General features: G+C 59.6%; 12 protein-coding genes. 8 read left to right on the top strand and 4 right to left on the bottom strand.

All coding sequences use genetic code 11. The annotated features are described in order from the left end of the window. The first annotated feature begins 11 nt into the window (after positions 1–11). The 4 genes from AC1MEK_RS16805 (at position 12) to AC1MEK_RS16790 (ending at position 10,750) form a co-directional block, all read left to right on the top strand. Positions 12–8,984 carry a hemagglutinin repeat-containing protein gene (locus tag AC1MEK_RS16805; protein WP_480397407.1) on the top strand — a complete coding sequence of 2,991 codons (8,973 nt, stop codon included), beginning with the start codon at positions 12–14 and terminating at the stop codon, positions 8,982–8,984. Positions 8,985–9,000: 16 nt separating this feature from the next. Beyond that, positions 9,001–9,240, top strand: coding sequence for a hypothetical protein (locus AC1MEK_RS16800; RefSeq protein WP_480397406.1), 240 nt, complete (start codon positions 9,001–9,003; stop codon positions 9,238–9,240). Between the two features lie 138 nt (positions 9,241–9,378). Then, on the top strand, positions 9,379–9,855 hold the full coding sequence (locus AC1MEK_RS16795) for a hypothetical protein (protein ID WP_480397405.1): 477 nt from the start codon (positions 9,379–9,381) through the stop codon (positions 9,853–9,855). A gap of 271 nt (positions 9,856–10,126) precedes the next feature. Beyond that, a complete protein-coding gene (locus AC1MEK_RS16790; RefSeq protein WP_480397404.1) occupies positions 10,127–10,750 on the top strand; it encodes a hypothetical protein in 624 nt (207 codons plus the stop codon). Positions 10,751–10,847: 97 nt separating this feature from the next. Here the strand turns inward: AC1MEK_RS16790 and AC1MEK_RS16785 are convergent, their stop codons facing one another. Further along, positions 10,848–12,467, bottom strand: coding sequence for a glucan biosynthesis protein (locus tag AC1MEK_RS16785; protein WP_480397403.1), 1,620 nt, complete (start codon positions 12,465–12,467; stop codon positions 10,848–10,850). Positions 12,468–12,647: 180 nt separating this feature from the next. Beyond that, positions 12,648–13,277, bottom strand: a complete 630-nt coding sequence (locus AC1MEK_RS16780; protein WP_480397402.1) for a LysE family translocator — start codon at positions 13,275–13,277, stop codon at positions 12,648–12,650. 153 nt (positions 13,278–13,430) lie between these two features. On the opposite strand from AC1MEK_RS16780, the gene AC1MEK_RS16775 reads away from it, so the two are divergent. Beyond that, a complete protein-coding gene (locus AC1MEK_RS16775) occupies positions 13,431–13,904 on the top strand; it encodes an Lrp/AsnC family transcriptional regulator (protein ID WP_480397498.1) in 474 nt (157 codons plus the stop codon). Positions 13,905–13,961: 57 nt separating this feature from the next. Here AC1MEK_RS16775 and lpdA read toward each other — a convergent pair whose 3' ends face one another. Together lpdA and AC1MEK_RS16765 are read right to left on the bottom strand one after the other, a co-directional pair. Continuing rightward, positions 13,962–15,362 carry a dihydrolipoyl dehydrogenase gene (gene lpdA / locus AC1MEK_RS16770; protein WP_480397401.1) on the bottom strand — a complete coding sequence of 467 codons (1,401 nt, stop codon included), beginning with the start codon at positions 15,360–15,362 and terminating at the stop codon, positions 13,962–13,964. A 209-nt stretch (positions 15,363–15,571) separates the two neighbouring features. Next, positions 15,572–16,213 (bottom strand): CDP-alcohol phosphatidyltransferase family protein, encoded by a 642-nt coding sequence (locus AC1MEK_RS16765; RefSeq protein WP_480397400.1) that lies wholly within the window; start codon positions 16,211–16,213, stop codon positions 15,572–15,574. Positions 16,214–16,570: 357 nt separating this feature from the next. Between AC1MEK_RS16765 and fae the strand changes: the two genes are divergently transcribed. Genes fae through AC1MEK_RS16750 form a run of 3 tightly spaced genes read left to right on the top strand, consistent with a single transcriptional unit; the run spans position 16,571 to position 19,558 of the window. After that, a complete protein-coding gene (gene fae / locus AC1MEK_RS16760; RefSeq protein ID WP_480397399.1) occupies positions 16,571–17,083 on the top strand; it encodes a formaldehyde-activating enzyme in 513 nt (170 codons plus the stop codon). 10 nt (positions 17,084–17,093) lie between these two features. Next, positions 17,094–18,128, top strand: coding sequence for an aldo/keto reductase (locus AC1MEK_RS16755; protein ID WP_480397398.1), 1,035 nt, complete (start codon positions 17,094–17,096; stop codon positions 18,126–18,128). After that, complete coding sequence (locus AC1MEK_RS16750; protein ID WP_480397397.1) at positions 18,125–19,558, top strand: NAD-dependent succinate-semialdehyde dehydrogenase; 1,434 nt, start codon at positions 18,125–18,127, stop codon at positions 19,556–19,558. Before AC1MEK_RS16755 ends, AC1MEK_RS16750 begins: the two co-directional genes overlap by 4 nt. The last annotated feature ends 80 nt before the right edge of the window (positions 19,559–19,638 follow it).

Here is a 19,638-nt window from a genome sequence, read left to right as displayed (position 1 = left end):
GAGAACATTAAATGGACGTTCATCACCATGCCTTCCTGGCTCGCCAGCCCTCGGCTGCTCTAAAACCTCGTGGCGATTCTTGGGGGGTGCCAAAGCGCGGCCTGGCGCTGATTCTTGCCAATGCGATGTTCTGGCAGCCGTTGCTGGTTCAAGCCAGTGCCATTGAGGTCAGCGCTCCCGGTACAACGGTCGGTCAGGCGGGCAATGGTGTGCCGGTGGTGAACATCGCCACGCCCAATGGCAGTGGTTTGTCCCACAACCAGTTCAGGGACTACAACGTCGGCGCCAACGGCCTGATTCTCAACAACGCCACTAGCCGCACCCAACCCACCCAACTGGGCGGGATCATTCTGGGTAACCCGAACCTCAAAGGCGGTGCCGCCAGCATCATCCTCAACGAAATCACCGGCGGCAGCCCAAGCCAGTTGCGCGGTTACACCGAAGTGGCGGGCCAGTCGGCGAAAGTGATTGTCGCCAATCCCTACGGTATCAGCTGCAACGGCTGCGGTTTCATCAACACCCCTCACGTCACCCTGACCACCGGCAGACCCATGGTCCACAACGGCCATCTGGATCGTTACCAGGTCGACGGCGGCGCTGTAACCATCGACGGCCATGGCCTGAATGCCGACAACATCGACCGCTTCGAAATCATCACCCGCTCGGCAAGGATCAACGCGCAGATCAATGCTCGAAACCTGACGTTGATCACCGGTCGCAATGACGTCGATGCCCAGACCCTGAATGCGGTCGCACGCGCCGATGACGGCAGCGCTCGACCGACGCTGGCGATCGATTCAAGTGCCCTGGGAGGCATGTACGCCGGAGCGATCAAGCTGGTCGGCACCGAGGCAGGTGTTGGCGTGAAACTGGACGGCATGCTGATGGCCAGCGGGGGCGATATCCAGCTCGATACCCGTGGGCGGTTGAGCCTGGCGCAGGTCAGGGCCACAGGTGCAGTCAACGTCAAAGCGGCGAGTCTGGATGCTCAAGCGGTGGTCTATGCCGGAACGACAATGGATATGCAGGTCCGCGATGACCTGAACAATAACCAAAGGCTTGCCGCCCGTGATCACATCAAGCTGTCCAGCGGCGGACGATTGACCAACAGCGGGGCGATTGAAGCGGGTGTCAATGCCGATGACACCCTCAATGGTGCGGGTGACATCAACCTGGTCGCCCACACCCTGAGCAATACCAATAACGGCATCATCGCCAGCCGCACGCTGACGGCTAGTGCCCAGGCCCTGAACAATCAGGGTGGCACCTTGGCTGTCCAACAGCACGCTAGCGTTACGGCCGCAACGCTGGACAATCAAAACAACGGACGGATCCACAGTTCCGGCAGTTTGAACATCAACGCGGGCCAACTGCGCAACGCCCAGGGTGGGTCGGTTTCAGCCAACGGTGCGCTGCAGGTGGTCAGCGACAGTCTGGACAACAAGGGCGGGCAGCTCACCAGCCGTGGCAATGCCCGGCTGAATATCAATGGTGCACTCGATAACCGGCAGCACGGGCTGATCAGCGCGAATGAGGGGCTGACCATCACTGCGGCCGGCCCCGTACACAACAGCGATAACGGCTCTATCCATAGCCAGAATGGTGAACTCAAGCTCAAGGCGGCTCACCTGAATAACGCCAGGGGGAAGATCCAGGGCCAGAGCGGGGTGAGTCTGGACCTGGGCGGCAGCCTCGATAACCAGAGCGGCTCAGTCATTGCCCAGACAGGTCATGTCGACCTCAAGGCCGTCAGTATCGACAATCGAGGCGGCACTTTGGCCAGCCTCAAGGGCGCGCTGAAAGCACAGACCCGCGGTGGCTGGCTGCGCAACGACGCTGACCTGAACAACAGCGGGCAGGCAGGCACTATCGAGGCGCACGGCCTTGATCTGCTCAGCGCACGCATCAACAACAATGGCGGTCGGATTTCGGCCCTGACCGGTGACGCCACCGTCGCCACTGAGGCCTTCGACAATCGCGATGGAAGTCTTCACGCCAAGGGCACCGCCAAGGTTACCGGAGGCAGTTTCGATAACAGTGGTCAGGTCCGTGGCCAAATCGCGGGCGGGCAGGTTGACCTCAACCTCAGCGGGGCCCTGAACAATCACAAGGGCGTTATCGAAAGCGGCAGCGCGTTAAACCTCAATGCTGCGAGTGTGAATAATCAGCAAGGCCAACTGCGGGCGGTGGGTGCCGACGGCACAACCGTGGTCGAGGTCAGCGGGCTTTTCGACAACCGCAGCGGCGCGCTGGAGGTGGCCAACACTGATTTGAATTTCCGGGCCGGCAGCTTCCAGAACGCCGATGGCCAGCTGCTGCATGTGGGAACGGGCAACCTTGGCATTGCCATGGCGAACCTCAACAGTGCAGGCGGCAACCTGGTGACCCAGGGTGGTTTGACTGTTGATCAGCACAACTGGACCAACTCTAGCGTTATCCAGGCCGCCAGGCTGAACGTCAACGTCAATACCCTGGATCAAACGGCAGGCGGCCAGCTCCTGGCTTCGGAGCGTTTCACAGGCCGGGGTCACGACTGGACCACCTATGGCCTGATCGCCAGCGATGGCCGCCTTGACCTCAATCTCAGTGGCAAGCTGCACAGTACAGGTCGTACTACAAGCCAGGGTGAGATGAACCTTGCGGCTGGCGAGCTGATGCTGGCGCCGTCCGCGAGTATCGCCAGCGGCGGGAATGCCACGGTGAATGTAGCGGGCATGCTCAGCAACCAGGGGCAGATAACGTCTGCAGGTGATCTAGCTGTCGCGGCGTCCCGCGTAGATAACGCCGCCACGCTGGGCAGCGCGCAAAACCTCACGGTCCACACCGGCTCTTTGCTCAATGACCACGCCCTGATCTTCAGTGGCGGTGACATGAGCCTGCAAGTCGACAGCCTTCACAACCGCTACGCCGACATCTACAGCGCAGGCCGTCTGACCATTGACCGCGATGGTCGGGGCGCGTTGGCCAGCAGCATCCTCAACCAGTCTTCGAGTATCCAAAGCGACGGCGATTTGAGCCTGGCCGCCGATTCGATCCAGAACGTACGCGCTGTCCTGGACGTTAAGGATGACGGTGTCTACACCGCAAAAATTACCGAATTGCCCTGCACCAGACGCTACGTCGGTGACTGCAAGGGCAAAAACCGAAACGGCCTCTTCGAAGTCGTGCAACGCAGCAGGCTGGAGGTGGCCCCGGGTGCCAGTGCTGCCTCGGATATCAGCACGGGGGGCGATCTCTACATTCGAGGAGGTCAGTTTCTCAACAGCAGCAGTACCGTCGGCGCTGCCGGCAACCTGACTGCCCACGTCGACAGTTTCATCAATCAAGGCGTCGAGACAGGCGAGCGAGAGGACAGCCGCACCTACGTCAGTGCGCGTCACAAGTTGGGTGGGCATCGGGCCTCGGCCGCAAAATTCACCGACAAATACTGGGTTGAGGGCAAAGGTTTCAATGAGTCCAATACCGGTGGCTTGCTGCCTGCCCTGGCTCTCTACCTGACCAAGGTAGAACGCGAAGTCGCAAGCCTGCACAAGACCACTCAAGTGTCGACTGGCGACCAGCGCTATGCAGGCGTCATACAGGCCGGTGGCGCAGTCAGCATCACGGCAGCCAACGATATCGATAACTCGGTTGTTCGCCCCGGCTATATCTATGTTGGCAGCGGGGCGAAAAACACTGCGGCATTGGGCGCTGGCAGCTCAGGCCGCGAATACGCCACGCGCATATCGATTAACCAGCAGCTACCTCCTGAACTGGCCCAGCAGCAGGTCAATCCATTGAGCCTGCCGGGTTTCAGCCTGCCCAAGGGGAACAATGGACTGTTCCGTTTTAGACACAATCCAGCGACTGACTCGATAGCCGATGGTGCAGATTTTGGATTATCCCCTGGCTGGTCAGTGACTCGCGTTAAAGGGCTGCCTTCCACCAGCGTCCCTTCGAGTCGCCACAATTACCTGATCGAGACCCACCCGGCCCTCACCAATCTCAAGCAATTCATGGGCTCTGACTACCTGCTGTCCAAACTGGGCTACAACCCCGACGACAGCGTGAAGCGCCTGGGCGATGGCTTCTATGAGCAGCGTCTGATCCAGCGAGCGGTGGTGGCCCGCACCGGGCAGCGTTTCCTCGCAGGGCAAAACACCGACGAAAAAATGTTCAAGCACCTGATGGACAACGCCATCAGTAGCAAGCAGCAACTCAACCTGGCGGTGGGAGTCAGTTTGACTTCCGAGCAAGTCGCGGCGCTGACTCACGACATCGTCTGGCTCGAAAAAAGCGAAATCAACGGCGAGTCGCTATTAGTGCCGGTGCTGTATCTGGCGCACGCCAAAAAACGCCTGGCGCCCAATGGCGCGTTGATTGCCAGCAACGATATCAACCTGCTCGCCGGGCAGGACCTGAAGAATGTGGGAACGCTGCGCGCGGACAGCAACCTGTCTGCGCACGCCGAGAAAAATGCGAGCAACAGCGGGCTGATCGAGAGCGGCAACCGACTGAATCTGCAGGCGGGCAACCACCTCGCGAACAAAGCGGGCGGCATCATCGCCGGGCAAAACGTCAGTGTTAAAGCGCGTCTTGGCGATGTGCTCAACGAGCGTACCGTGACCCACCATCAAAGCAGTGGCGGTCAACGTTCCGAAGAGCGCGGCTTTGCAGACACCGCCGCACGGATAGAAGCCGCGAACCAGTTGAGCGTGTATGCCGGGCGCGACGTCCACAACGTCGGCGGTCTCATGCAAAGCGGGGATGGCACACGCATCAAGGCTGGGCGCGACGTCAATGTCGTCTCCGCCGAGCAGACCAGCAGCGATGCCGTCGAGCTGCATCATCGCGCTCAAAGCACCCACCAACACGGCTCCGGTATTGCAACTGGCGGCGACCTGAATATCCGCTCGGGCCGGGACGTAAACCTGATTGCCAGCCGGATCGATGCCGGGCGAGACGTAGCAATCACCGCAGCCCAGAACCTCACCTTGTCCTCGGCGGCGGATGAACAGCATTCGTACGGCAAGACCAAAAAGGGCACCCGTCAGGAAGACCACACAAGCCAGGTTTCCTCGGTGGTGAAAGCCGGTGGTGATGTGAAGCTCGGCGCCGGGCATGACCTGACGTTAGTGGCCAGCACTGTCAGTGCGGGTAACGAAGCCTATTTGGTGGCAGGTCATGACCTCGCGCTCAAGTCCGCTGAAAACCACGACTACCGCTTCTCCAGCAAGACCAAAAAAAGCTCCTCGGGCAGCACGTTCCGCCTCGATGAAAGCGACCGGGTCACCAACATCGGCAGCCTGATCCATTCAGGTGGCGACAGCGTATTGACCGCGGGCGAGAACCTGTTGCTGGCGGGCAGTGTAGTCGCGGCCGACGAAGGGGCTGCGACGTTAAATGCGGGCAAGGACGTTCAGATCCTCGCGGTGAGCGACTCCGAAAGCGCACGCAGTGAACGAAAAAACAGCAAGAGCAGTTGGGGCGGCTTCAAGTCGAGCAAGGTGCATGGTCAGGTCGACGAAAAGCGTACCGTAGCCGTTGGCAGCATGGTGTCCGGCGAGACGATCAATATCGCGGCTGGGCAGGACGTACGCGTGACAGGTTCGGCGCTGGTCAGCACCGCAGACCTGGCCGTTGAAGCGGGTCGTGACCTGACCATCGACGCTGCGCAGAACACGTTTTCGCGCACAGACATGCGCAAGGAAAAGAGCCGCGACCTGACCGGCATGTTGACCGCCAACAACCTGGGTCTGGATGACCTCACAGGCAATCACCACTTATCGATCAGCAGCCGCAAACATAACGGCACCGCTCAGGAAATGACCCTCACCGGCAGCACGGTCGGCGCAAGCGCAGGCAATGTGACGCTGACCGCCGGACGTGAGCTCAGTGTCACGGCCAGCGATCTCGTTAGCACCCGGGACATGACGCTCAGCGGCTCCAGCGTGACCCTCGCAGCGGGCCTTGAAACTGCAAGCCAGAGCACCGTCGATACTTACAAGAGCCTCTCTGTCGGGCGCGTCATCGGCGGAGCGGTTGTTGATACCGCCAAAAGCATTCGAGCCGGCGTGGAGGCCGCCGAAAACGCTGAGGACCCGCGGCTTGCGGCGGTGAAGATGGCTCAGGTCGCGCTCAATGCCTACAAATTGGGCGGCCAGACAAGCGACGCCCTGGATCAAAGCGGCGGGTTCAAAGACAAGCAAGGTGGCACTGCCAGCAACGGTTCACTGATCAAAATCGGCACCGAACTGGGCAAAACCAACAGTACGCGCACCAGCGAATATCGTAGCGAGACGGCCAAGCAAAGCACCCTCAGTGCCGGTTCCGGTCTTTCGATTGTCGCCACCGGTGCCGCCCCGAACACCCTCGGCAATATCCACGTCATCGGCAGCAAGCTGACCGCCGCGAACGCGACATTGGTGGCCAAAAACGATATCACCCTGGAAAGCGCGCAGAGCACGACCGAGCGCAAAAACGACAGCAAGAACGATAAAACCAGCATCGGCGCCAGCTTCAATATCGGCTCGCAAAATGGTTTCACCCTCGACCTCGGTGCGCAGATTGCCAAGGGCATGGGTTCGGGCAGCTCGGTCACACAGGTCAACAGCACGCTGGACTCCGGCGCGCTGGTCTTGAAAAGCGGGCGGGACACTACTCTGGCCGGAGCCCAGGTCCGGGCCGACAGCATCAACGCCCACGTCGGCGGCAATCTCAACATCGCTTCGCGCCAAGACACCGACACCCAAAGAAGCAAACAGGGCAGCGCCGGTGCCGGTGCCAGTATCTGCGTGCCGCCGTTCTGTTATGGCGCGACTGTGGCAGCGTCCGGCAGCGTGTCTACCGGCAACATGAACAGCGACTTCAAAGCCGTCACCGAGCAAACGGGATTCTTCGCAGGGCAGGGTGGTTACGCCATCGATGTCGGCAAGAACACCACACTCCATGGCGCGGTCATTGCCAGCGAAGCCAGCGCTGACAAGAACCTGCTCACGACCGATCGCCTGTTCACCAGCGACATCAAGAACGTCAGCAAGATCAAAAGCAGCTCGGCCAGCGCAAGTATTTCCAGCGATGGCAACAGCATCGGCATGGGTAAGCCGATGGGCCTGGTACTGAGTGATGCCGAGAGCAGCAAAACCCGCGCTGCGATCAGCGAAGGCACCATCGTGGTACGCAGCCCCGAAGGCGCCAGCGATCTGGTCGGGCTCAATCGCGACACGGCCAACGCCAACGAGCAGCTCGACAAGCCGGATGAAAAGGCCATGCGCGAACGCATCGACCTGATCAACAGCACGGCGGAGCTGGCTACCAGTGTCGCTGGCGTCATAGGCGACCTGAAACAAAAGGAATCCGAGGACCCCGACAGCGACACCGCAGCGGCCGCGCGCCTGAAGCTACGACAACAGGGTATTCACGATCCGACGCCTGAACAGGTGACGGCACAGGTCCAGCGCGATTACGGGCCGGGCAGCAGTTTCCAGCGCACAACGCACACCGTCACCGCCGTCTTGCAGGGCATTGCCGGTGCAAACCCCGGCGCAGTTATCGCCAGCGCCGCCGCGCCATTCCTCGCCCAAAGGGTGAAGGAACTCACGGCGGGCGACGACGCAGCCAACCTCATGGCCCACGCCGTACTGGGAGCTGTACTGGCCGAGGCGGGTGGTAACTCTGCACTCGTCGGAGCAGGTGGAGCGCTCGCAGCAGAAGCCACTGCCAGCCTGATTCGAGCGCGGCTATATGGCAACGTCAGCAATGCCGAGCTGACAGTCGAGCAAAAGCAAACCATCTCGGCCTTGTCGACACTGGCGGCGGGCCTCGCCGGTTCTGCCGTAGGCAAGGATGCACTGAGCGCCGTGGCGGCAGCGCAGGTCGGAAAGAACGCGGTTGAAAACAACCAGCTGTCCATCCTTGAGCCCACGATCCTCAAAAACAAACAACGCGAGCTCGCCGCAACCTGCACGGGAGTGGCGTCTACCGAGTGTCAGACCCTTCGCAACGACATCAACCAACTGCTGACCAAAGCCAGCAGCACGCTCAAGCAAGAAGTGCTGGGTGGAAGTGATTTCATCCAGGCGCAAGTCGTTGAAGTGAAACCCGGCCAAATCGTCCCGTGCGCGATTTCAGGCAACCAGTATTGCGTGGTGAGCAACCAGTCGGTGAAAACCGAACTGGGGCACGAGTGGCTGTTGACCCCGGCAACCCACGAGCAATCGCTCAAAGGCATCGCCGACCATCAAGCCCAGATTGAAACCGTCACCGCGATTCTGTCCGAAAAAGCCCGGGAGATGTTTGATGCGGGTTGTGGCGGCATGGGGCTGGTGGGTGTTGGCTGCCAGTTACACATGGCGGGCGGCGGCAAAAATCTGATCACCGGCGAAGTCGCGACGGGCGCTGAAAGGGCTTGGTGGCTGGCGCAGGGCGTGCTGAATAGCGCGGGGTTGGTGGGGGCAGTTTCCGGTGGTGTTAGGGCGAGTGGTGGGGGTAAGCTCGGAAAGGCAGATGAGGTGGTGGGTGAGGTTGTCTCCAGTGGTCCTAAAGTTGGGGGGCGGGGGCCAGTAATCAACCCGACACCCGCGCAGATTGCGACTGCTGATAAGTTAGGGGTTGATCCTCGGTGGGTGAAGTCTGACGGAAATCCTGATTGGCCAACAAAAGCAAATAATGGTTTTGATGGAGGGTTCAATGGACCGCCTAAGATTACTGCGCTTCAGCCGGGCCATAAATTTGACAGGTATGGTGGCCGTTTTGACGAGAAAGGTAATTTCACTGATCGGGGTAAGTTTGTGGCTCCCGTAGACGTGCCATTTGACCATCGCGCTTTGCCTGACTCAAGTTTGAAATCACCGTATAGAAAATATGAAGTATTAAAGTCTATCCCAGAGGTGAGCTCTGGGAGCGCAGCTCCTTGGTTTGGAAAACCTGGCATGGGGACTCAGTATCAATTGCCTATGAGCATTGATGAACTGATAAAGGATGGTTTTATCCGGCCTATAGAGTAATCTGAGGGTAGTAGCGATGGATTTTGAACAGTTAGCCGAGTGTTTTTTCAAATACGCGCGTGATCAAGGGGATCCATATGAAAAATTTCCATTAGGAAGTGAGGTGGATGAGTTTGGCTCGCCATATATAGAAATCAATGATGCAGGAAAATATGCTATTGTTGCGAAAGATCGCGGTGAAGAATGCTTAAGAAAAGAAACAACTTCACCAGAAGAATTGGTGAAGTGGGTATATGAGCTTTTTAATCAAAGATAAGAAGCTCGAAAGTGTGGTGGCAGTAAAGTTGCTAGCCCTAAGGGCTGATGATTATCCTAAATCATTACTAATTATCTAGGTGGTATATTATGTGAGTGGCAGGCTGCTGAATCTTAAAGAAAGCCAGAGGGCTAAGCAATGAAGGAAACACTTTCTTCTATTTTTCAGAGAACACACGGTGCTCCGATTGAGTGTTCAGGGCGTTTTGTGTATCCGATTTTTAAAAAAAAAATAAAAGCAGGAAGAAGTATGTTTTTAGCGCGAAGACTTTATTTTTCCTCGCATCTAACATCGGGATTGCGTATAAAAGTACTGAAAGGTGAATTGGATGTTAACGCCCAGCGCCACTCCGAAGTTATTCTATGGTCTGATACAAGCCCAGAATCAGTCCTGTTTTCGATAGTGTCCAAACAAGATTGCGAATTAAAAATATGGAACGTTTGGCGGGTGAACGATATTGTGCAGGCTTGGATTGGAAATTCGGGGATTTTAGTTACGGAAGGAGAACGTTTTACGAAATTGGAGTGCAGTGGCGGTACTGAGTTGGTAGACTTTTCCACCTTGATTTTTCAGATAGAGCGCATTGACGAAAACGGGCTGTCTAATGTTGATTAGATGGTTTTCTATTTTTTTCGCTCCTACGAGTATGCAGTCGGAGCTAATTGCATAGTTTTTGAATCTTAATAAGTTCACTGCTCAATAATCTATGTTAGCCCAGATACAATTGTTTCTGGTCTTAATCGGCTACTTTTGATAGATGGTAAATGATGTGCTGGAAGATAGGTGCATTGAGTTCTTTCTGGACGCTTAGTCAGCACTACCGGATTGACGCTCGTTTAACTATTTCTAACGCAATATCCCACGGACACCTATAAAAGGAAGTTTTATGAAAACCAAGCTATTGCTGGCTGCCTCTATTGCACTGGCAGGATGCAGTTCCAACACGCGAGATTCCTCCGCGACCTTTCTTAGAGATGGAATCCAGCTCAAGCAAGACACCGTGGTCGCCAATGCTGATCAGGCCAAAGTCATCATGAAGTCAGCGGGTTTCACGCACCCTGTGAAGTTCTCGGTGCGGCGTAGTCAAGACGTTGATCGTCGTCCAGAAGTTTTGGGTAACGTGGTGGATTCTGGTCGCGGCAAAGTGTTCGGCTGGATTGCGAAAATGAGTGAAGTGACCCACAGCGCAGTGGTGAAGAATTTTCCGCAGTTGGAGTTAACAGCCAATCATGGAGAGGCGATCGAGATTGATGGATTTTCAAGTGTTCGTATCCGAAGGCCTATACGAACGGGCCTGCTTGGTTTGGCCGTGGAACTCTCCGGAATTGAGAAACAGTTTGCTTATAACTGTGGCCCGCTGAGATCCACGTTCACACCTGAACGGCAAAAAACATACCTGGTTGAATTCATGATCGTTGGGCAGGGCTGTGAGCAAAACGTGTATGACATCACGCAGCCCAAGCAGCGTATTCCTGTGATCGCACAAGAGTCATCGCCAGGCTCGGCGTGACTTCACGGGGCTTCTGCCCGCAAGGCCTGTGGGAGGCAGCCGCTCCCTCCCACAGGTGTGCGTCAAATCAGCGTGTGAGGCGGTTCATGCGAATGCCTCAGGTATACCGCCGCTTGTCAGCCGGTGGCGGGAAGTACTGGTACAGCCAGGTCTCGCTGAGCGTGCGATCGCCGGTCTTGATGAACATGCGCATTTCCACCGGATCGACCGAATCGTTGGTCGGGTACCAGTCGAAGGTCACGCGGAAGCCCTTGATGTCCGGCAGCACCAGCACGTTGAAATCCTGAACCTTGCCATTGGACACCGTCACCACAGGCTCGATGCCCGAGCCCTCGGGCAGGCGATCCAGGCCGCCGCCATTGAAGTCCACGGCAAAGCGCCGCGCCCAGACATCCGGGTAATGCTCGCCCGGCGCCCAGCCTTCGATGAAGCCGCCCATGCCGGAGCGCGTTGCATGCACCTGCGCCAGCGGCGTGCTCACCGGTGGCAGCGGGCTCCAGTAGAGTTTGTAGCCGAAGTTCATCGACATCCCGGCTTTCACCGGGTCGCGCGGGTTCCAGAAGGCGACGATGTTATCCAGCGTCTCGCCGGTGGTCGGCAGCTCCAGCAGATCGATGGAGCCCTCGCCCCAGGCGGTGGTCGGCTCGACCCACAGGCTCGGCCGGCGGTGGTACCAGTCCACGGTGTCCTGATAGGTCTTGAAGTCGTGATCGGTCTGCACCAGGCCGAAACCTTTCGGGTCCTTGTCGGCGAAGGCGTTGAACTGCAGCTTGGCCGGGTTGTTTAGCGGGCGGCAGATCCACTCGCCATTGCCGCGCCACATGGCCAGGCGATCCGAGTCGTGGATTTCCGGGTGGATGGTGTCGCACATGCGGCGCTCGTGGGTGCCGCAGCTGAACATGCTGGTCATGGTGGCGATGCCCAGTTGCTCGATGTCGGCGCGGGCATTGATGTGCGCGTCGACGTCCATCACCACGCGGTCGGCCTGGCAGTCGATGTCAAAGCGGTAGGCGCCGGTCGCGCTCGGCGAGTCCAGCAACGCGTAGACCACGAAGCGGGTGGCGTCCTTGGTCGGCTTTTCGAACCAGAATTTGGTGAAGTCCGGGAATTCTTCAGGGCGATGCGCGTAGGTGTCGATCGCCAGGCCGCGGGCCGACAGGCCGTACTGCTTGTTGCTGTCGATGGCGCGGAAATAACTGGCGCCGAGGAACGAGAGAATGTCGTTGATCGCGATTTCCGGCGCCTTGAATAGCTTGAAGCCGGCAAAACCCAGGTCGCCCTTGAGCTGGCTCTGGTCGATGCGGCTGGCTTCGTAGTTGAACAGTTCGGGGCGGAAATGCACTTCACGCGCCTGCTGGGTCGCAGGGTCGACGCTGAACATGCGCACCGGGGTCTTGAAACCGGCGCCGACGTGGAAGAAGTGCACGTCCAGCTGGCCCTTGACGTCGTTCCACAGGGAATGACCGGCGTCGTATTTGATCGCGTTGAACTGCTGCGGCGTCATGTTCGCCAGGGTCGGCGGCAGGTTCTGCTTGGTGCTGACGTAGGCTTTGCCGGCCATTTGCTTGGCCAGGTCCTGCAAGGTCTTGAAGTCGAAATGCTCGGCGTCGCCGTCGGCGGCTGCTGCCAGCGCGCGTGCCGTGTAGAGCCCTGAAGCCGGTAGCGCGCTATAGGCTGCCAGCGCCATGGAAGCTTTCAGGAGATTCCTGCGATTCATAAGGTGAAGCCTCTGAAGAAATGCCGTGCTTTCCTGCACGATGAAGTGCGCTTTCCCAATCCTTGCCGAACGCAAATTACCAACAAACAGATAACAATCTCGGCTTCTTGTTCGCAAAAAAGCGAAAAAATCGTTTCAGGGCGCTACTGGCAGATCGCCAAATTGTTTCCGGGGATGATGCTACGCCTGTTGTATGAACGCCAGACGCACGGCAAAGCCGATCAACAGGCTGCCAAACAGCCATTGCTGGACCCGCTGGGCAGTGTGGCTGCGCGCGATCCACTGGCCAATCCAGCCGCCCGCCATGGCGTAGACGCTGTCGAAAGAGAGCCCGACCACCAACAGAATCGCCCCCAATCGGGCGAACTGGCCTGGCACTGACCCGGCCGCCGGATCGATGAACTGCGGCAGCAGCACGGAGCAGAACAACAGCGCCTTGGGATTGAGCAGGTTGGTCAGCAGGCCGCGCAATATGGCGGTGCGCCAGGAGATACGGCTTTCCCCGGCGCCGGACGAGGCCTGCGCCAGCATCGCGCCGGGTTTGAACATCTTCAGACCCAGCCACAGCAGATAGGCCGCGCCGACGATACGCACCGCCTCGAACGTCCAGGGCGAGACCTTGAACAGCGTCGCCAGGCCCAACGCCGCCAGCGCAACATGGCAGCCGCGGGCGAACGCCAGACCCAACGCCGTGGCCAGTGCGCTGGCTCGACCATGGCGGGCGCCGGTCTGCAGCAACAGGATCATGTCCGGGCCGGGCACCAGCAGGATCATCGACAGCGCCACGATAAACAGGGTCAAACCTTCCATCTTTCGGCTCTCCGGGAGCGGGTGATGGAGGAAAATTCTACGACTGAAGGTCGAGGCAGGTGCTTGCGTGTTTGACCCTTGAGTGGCCTAGTATTGGCATTTCCTGCCTCTACAGGTGCCTTGAAGGTTTCAGTTATGCCAAACAACCAAAATGTGAAGCTCGACGCCTACGACCGCCGAATCCTCAATGCGCTGCAACGGGACGGTCGTTTGACCAACGTGCAGCTGGCAGATGAAATCGGCCTGTCCGCGTCGCCTTGCCTGCGCCGGGTGCGGCAGCTGGAAGAGGCCGGGGTGATCCGGGGTTACCAGGCCACGCTGGATGCCGATGCACTGGGATTGGGAATGACGGTGTTTATCGGGGTGAAAGTCGACCGCCATCACGAAGATGAGGCGCAGAAATTTCATCAGATGGTGTCGGCATTGCCTGAAGTGATTGCGGCGCATCTGGTGTCGGGCGAGTCGGATTTTTTGCTGCATGTGGTCGTCCCTGACCTGCGCAGCTATGACCGATTTCTCACCGAAACGCTGTTAAAAATGCCCAGCGTGCGCGACATCCGTAGCAACTTCGCGATTCGCACGCTCAAGTCCCAGGCGCCGCTGCCGCTTGCGCATTTGCCGGTTTGATCCGCCTGAGCACGCCCCCCGCCGGCAAGCCGTGCTGCTACGGGGGCAAAATTCGGCTTAAGCCTGGGTGGTATGCCCTCCCGCCCCCATCGCCGCTTGGCGCAAGGCCTCGGAGCGGGTCGGGTGAGGGTGGCAGGTTAGCGCCACGTCCTCGGCCGATGCCGCGAACTCCATCGCCACGCAATACTCGGCAATCATCTCGCTGACGCTGGGTCCTACCAAATGCACGCCAAGGATCTCGTCGGTCTTCTCGTCGGCCAGCACCTTGGCGAAGCCGTCTGACTCGTGATTGACCTTGGCCCGGCTGTTGGCACTGAACGGGAATTTTCCGACCTTGTAGGCGCGGCCTTCCTCTTTCAGTTGCTCCTCGGTCTTACCGACGCTGGCCATTTCCGGCCGGGTGTAGATCACGTTCGGGATCAGGTTGTAGTTCAGCTCGCCCTTCTTGCCGACGATGCGTTCGACGCACACGGCCGCTTCGTCTTCGGCCTTGTGCGCCAGCATTGGCCCGGACGTCACGTCGCCGATGACCCAGATGCCGTCCACTGCGGTGCGATGGCCGTTGTTGGCCAGCACGCCGCGCTTGTCGACTTCCAGCCCCACGGTTTCAAGGCCCAGACCTTTCGTCACCGGGCGTCGGCCGATGGACACCAGCACGTAGTCCGCTTCGATCACTTCGGCTTCGCCGCCGGCGGCGGGCTCGACGGTCAGGCTCACGCCGGTGTCGCTGGAAACGGCAGAGGTCACCTTGGAGCTGAGCTTGAAGTTCATGCCCTGACGTGACAGCGAACGGTGCAGGGTCTTGCCGGTTTCAAGGTCCGAGCCGTGGGCGACGTGATCGAGAAATTCCACCACCGTGACCTTGGCCCCCAGCCTGCGCCACACCGAACCCAACTCCAGGCCGATTACCCCAGCGCCGATCACAACCAGGTGTTTCGGCACCTCGGCCAGGGACAGGGCGCCGGTGGAATCCAGGATCCGCTGGTTGTCGATGGTGACGCCGGGCAGGGGAGTGGGCTCGGAGCCGGTGGCGATGATGATGTCCTTGGCCGTCAGCTCGGTCTCGTTGCCGCTGGCGTCCTTGACGATCACCTTGCCGGGCCCGGCGATGCGGCCCCAGCCCTTGATCCACTCGGCCTTGTACTTGCGAAACAGGAACTCGATGCCCTTGGTCAGCCCGGTCACGCTCTCGACCTTCTGCGCCATCATCTGGGACAGGTTCAAGGTGGGCGTGACCTCGATACCGAGCTTTTTGAATTCGTCGCCTGCAGCTGCTTCGTACAACTCGGAGGCGTGCAGCAGGGATTTGGACGGGATGCAGCCAACGTTCAGGCAGGTGCCGCCCAGGGTTTCACGGCCTTCGACGCAGGCGACTTTGAGGCCTTTCTGACCGGCGTGAATGGCTGCGTTGTAGCCGCCCGGGCCGCCGCCGATGATGACAACGTCGTACTGACTCATAGCTGTACTCCTGAAGGAAGAATCGACAATGCAGGGAAGCGTAGCCGCTCCCTGACGGCGCTCCGAGATGCCTTGGTTGAATAAAATTACGATCGTAATATTTCTTCGAAAAGTGATTCGAGGTCAAGAGGCGGGCTTTCAAGCCTCCGGAAACGGCCTGTGGATAAACTGTTGGCAGGGTGTGTGTAAAGCTGTTGAAACAGTGCCGGTCACTCTTGTGCATAAACCTTGGGTTCGGTCACTTCGGCAGGCTTGGTGACTTCCGCCACGGCGCCGCGGATCCGTTTGAAAATCGTCACCAGCAGCAAGATCGCCATCACTGCCAGCGCGATATTGATGGGGGCGGTCAGCACGTAACCGGAGCCGATGCCGACGCCGAAAACGGCAAAACACAGCATGCGGATGTCGTGTTTCATCGGCCCGTCGAGCCTGCGCGAGGCTTTGATTGCGGGCCCCAGCAGGCCTGCAAATTCGCTGAGAATCGCCAGCAATGTAACAAGCAGCACCAGCAACAGGCTGACCTTTGGAATCACCGCAAACGGCAGGAACAGAGCGGTTTCAGCCACCACAGTGCTCAGCTCGTGGGCGCAGGTGCTCAATCTCGAATGCTGGCCGAACTCGCCCGCCAGCACCGCCTCGACGGCGTTGAACAGCATGCGGATCAGCATCCAGACCGGAATCAGCAGAAACATCCACGGGTAGAACGCGAACGCGGCAACCAGAACGCCCACGGCCACTGAAATGAGCCCGGCGCAGAGCGTGACATGGATCGCCCGCACGCCGTCGTCGAACAGAATATTGGCCACTGGATGCAGCAGTTTCTGGAGCCAGGCATTGAGAGTGGTCAGCATCGCGGCGCGCCTCGGACCCTGTGGATAACTTTCTGGGAGCATAGTGCAAGGTTGGTGCGCCTGCAGCGGCTGAATGCTCACCCGGTAGGAGCCAATTCATTCGCGATTGGGCGGTACGAGCGACGCCTCTGTAGCGCCTGGTAAATCCTTCGCGAATGAATTCGCTCCTACAGATCGAGTGAGGCTTCAGGGTATTACCGCAACTCATACCCCCTTGAGTTTTTATGGTTACTGCCCGCCAAAAACCCGGTGATACAAATCGCATCACAGCTCACCCACAACAACAAAGAGCGCTTGCGATATGACTTCCAGCCCCCTGCGGCGCTCTCCGATTGTCCCTTCCCGGAGAACACGCTCATGAAACAACTCGACCTCTACATCGGCGAAGGCTTCGAAGGCCCTGGCGTCAATGCTGCCCACATCAACATCCTGATCGGCCCGCGCAACGGCCCGGCTGGCCAAGCGTTCGCCAACAGCCTGGCGTCGCCAAGCCAGGGCCACTGCCCGTTCATGGTCATCGCCCAGCCGAACATCCCGGTCAAACCCATGACCCTCTACGTGAACAAGGCCGCGATCGGCAGCGATCTGCACGGCAACGCCACCTGGGGCGCGTCCCAGGCCGGTATCGCCAAGGCCGTCACCGAAGCGCTGCTCGATGGCACGCTGCCCGCCGAAGCCGAAGACGAGTGGGCCATCGTCACTGCCAACTGGGTCAACCCGGCCTGCGACGACCTGGATGCCGTCTACCTGAACAACTACAACGCCTGCCGCACCGCGATCCGCGCCGCCCTGACCGGCAAGCCCGAGCGCTCGCAACTGGCCGACGTGGTCGACCGCATCAGCAACCCTTTCTACACGCCAAAAGCCTGAGGTCCGCGCCATGCAATACATTCGTTTGGGAAATTCGGGCCTCGAAGTGTCGCGCCTGTGCCTGGGCACCATGAATATGGGCACCCCTGACTGGAAGCCGTGGATCTTCGACGAGAAGAAAAGCGAGCCGATCGTGAAGCACGCGCTGGACAACGGGGTGAACTTCATCGATCTCGCGGACTTCTACTCCGCCGGCGTCGGCGAAGAAGTAGTCGGCCGCATCGTCAAGCGCCTGGCCCGTCGCGAAGACCTGGTCATCACCACCAAGGTCGGCTACGGCACCCGCCCCGGCAAGAACGCCAGCGGCCACTCGCGCAAGCACATCATGGACAGCATCGACGCCTCCCTGAGCCGCCTGGGCATGGATTACGTCGACGTGTTCATGCTGCATTACTTCGACGTGAACACCCCGGTCGAAGAAACCATGAGCGCCATGAACGACATCGTGCGTTCCGGCAAGGCGCGCTACATCGGCGTCTCGACCATGCTCACCGGCCAACTGGCCAAGATCCTCATGGCCTGCGAGCGCAATGGCTGGGTCAAGCCGATCAACATGCAGTTGCAACTGAACTGCGCCTACCGCGAAGAAGAGCGCGAGATGATCCCGTTCTGCCGCGATCAGGGCTTAGGCGTTTCGGTGTTCAGCCCGCTGGCGCGGGGCCTTTTGACCGGCGATGTGAAGTCGACCCGCAACCAGACCGACTTCTTCACCCAGCAGATGTACAGCGACGAAGCCTCGTTCCAGATCGCCCATTCGGTGCAGCGTGTGGCTCAGCGTCGCGGCGTGTCCAACGCGCAGATCGCCCAGGCTTGGGTCGCCAATCACCCGGGCGTGGACTGCATGCTGGTCGGTGCCGACACCACCGAGCAATTCGACAGCGCCCTGGCGGCACTGGAAACCAGGCTGGACGCCGACGAGCTGTTCGAGCTGGAGCGCAATTACACGCCGTGCGACGTGATCAACGATTACACCGCCGGCAAGCGCATCCTGCGCACGCCGCGTCCGGCCACTGAAGCCTTCAGCCTGACCGAGGCCGTGGCATGAGCGCGCTGATTCGAGACGGGCATTACATCGACGGCCAGTGGACGGTCGGCGGCCCGACCTATCCGGTGTCCAACCCGGCGACCGGCGAGCTGATCGCCAACGTTCAGAAGGGCGGGGCCGAGGAAACCGATCTGGCCATCGCCGCCGCTCAACGTGCATTGCCGGCCTGGCGCAAGCTCACCGCCAAAGAGCGCAGCGTCAAACTCAAGCGCTGGAGCGAGCGGATGCTCAGCCATCAGCGTGAGCTGGCGACGTTGCTCAGTCGTGAGCAGGGCAAGCCGCTGGCCGAGGCCATGGGTGAGGTGGTCTACGCGGCGAGCTTTCTGGAGTGGTTCGGCGAGGAAGCCAAGCGCGCCTATGGCGACGTGATTCCCAGCCACAAGCCTGACGCGCGCATTGTCGTGACCAAGGAAGCCATCGGCGTGGTCGCGGCGATCACGCCGTGGAACTTCCCGCTGGCGATGGTCACCCGCAAGGTCGGCCCGGCATTGGCCGCAGGCTGCACCATGATCCTCAAGCCTTCGGAAGAGACCCCGCTGTCGGCCTTCGCCCTGGCGGTGCTGGCCGAGCAGGCCGGTATCCCGCCGGGCGTGTTCAACATCGTGTCGGGTGATGCGGTAGCCATCGGCGGCGCGCTGCAAGCCTCGCCTGTGGTGCGCAAGCTGTCGTTCACCGGCTCCACCCGCGTCGGCAAACTGCTGATGCGCCAGGCCGCCGACACCCTGAAAAAGGTCTCGCTGGAACTGGGTGGCAACGCGCCGTTCATTGTCTTCGATGACGCGGACCTGGATGCCGCCGTCAAAGGCGCGATGGCGTCGAAATTCCGCAACACCGGCCAGACTTGCGTCTGTGTGAACCGCTTCTTCATTCAGGACGGCGTGTACGACGCCTTCACCCGCAAGCTGGCCGAAGCCGTCGCGGCGATGCGTGTCGGCAACGCACTGGAAGGCGAAACCGAGCAGGGCCCGCTGATCAACAACGCGGCGCTGGGCAAGGTCGAGCAGCACGTGGGCGATGCGCTGGAGAAGGGCGGCAAATTGCTCTGCGGCGGCCAGCGTCACGCGCTGGGCGGCACCTTCTTCGAGCCGACCGTGATCACTGAAGTGAACGACCGGATGCTGATCGCTCAGGAAGAGACCTTCGGCCCGGTCGCCGCGTGTTTCCGCTTCAAGGATGAAGCCGAAGTGCTGCAGCGCGCCAACGACACACCGTTCGGGCTGTCGGCGTACTTCTACAGCCGCGACATCGGCCGGGTCTGGCGCATGGCTGAAGGCCTGGAGGCAGGCATGGTCGGGATCAACGAGGGAATCATCTCCACGGAAGTGGCGCCGTTTGGCGGCATCAAGGAGTCGGGGTTGGGGCGCGAAGGATCGCGTTACGGTCTGGAAGACTATCTGGAAATCAAATACCTGCTGATGGGTGGGTTGTAAGTCTCATTGGCCCTCGGTGGGAGTGAGCTTGCTCACGAAAGCGCAGGATCAGACATCGCTTGGTGTGTGATCCATTTCTT

This window comes from Pseudomonas sp. 2, from assembly GCF_056627435.1.
The sequence above is the reverse complement of the archived record's forward strand: the minus strand, read 5'-3'. Positions and strand labels throughout refer to the sequence as shown.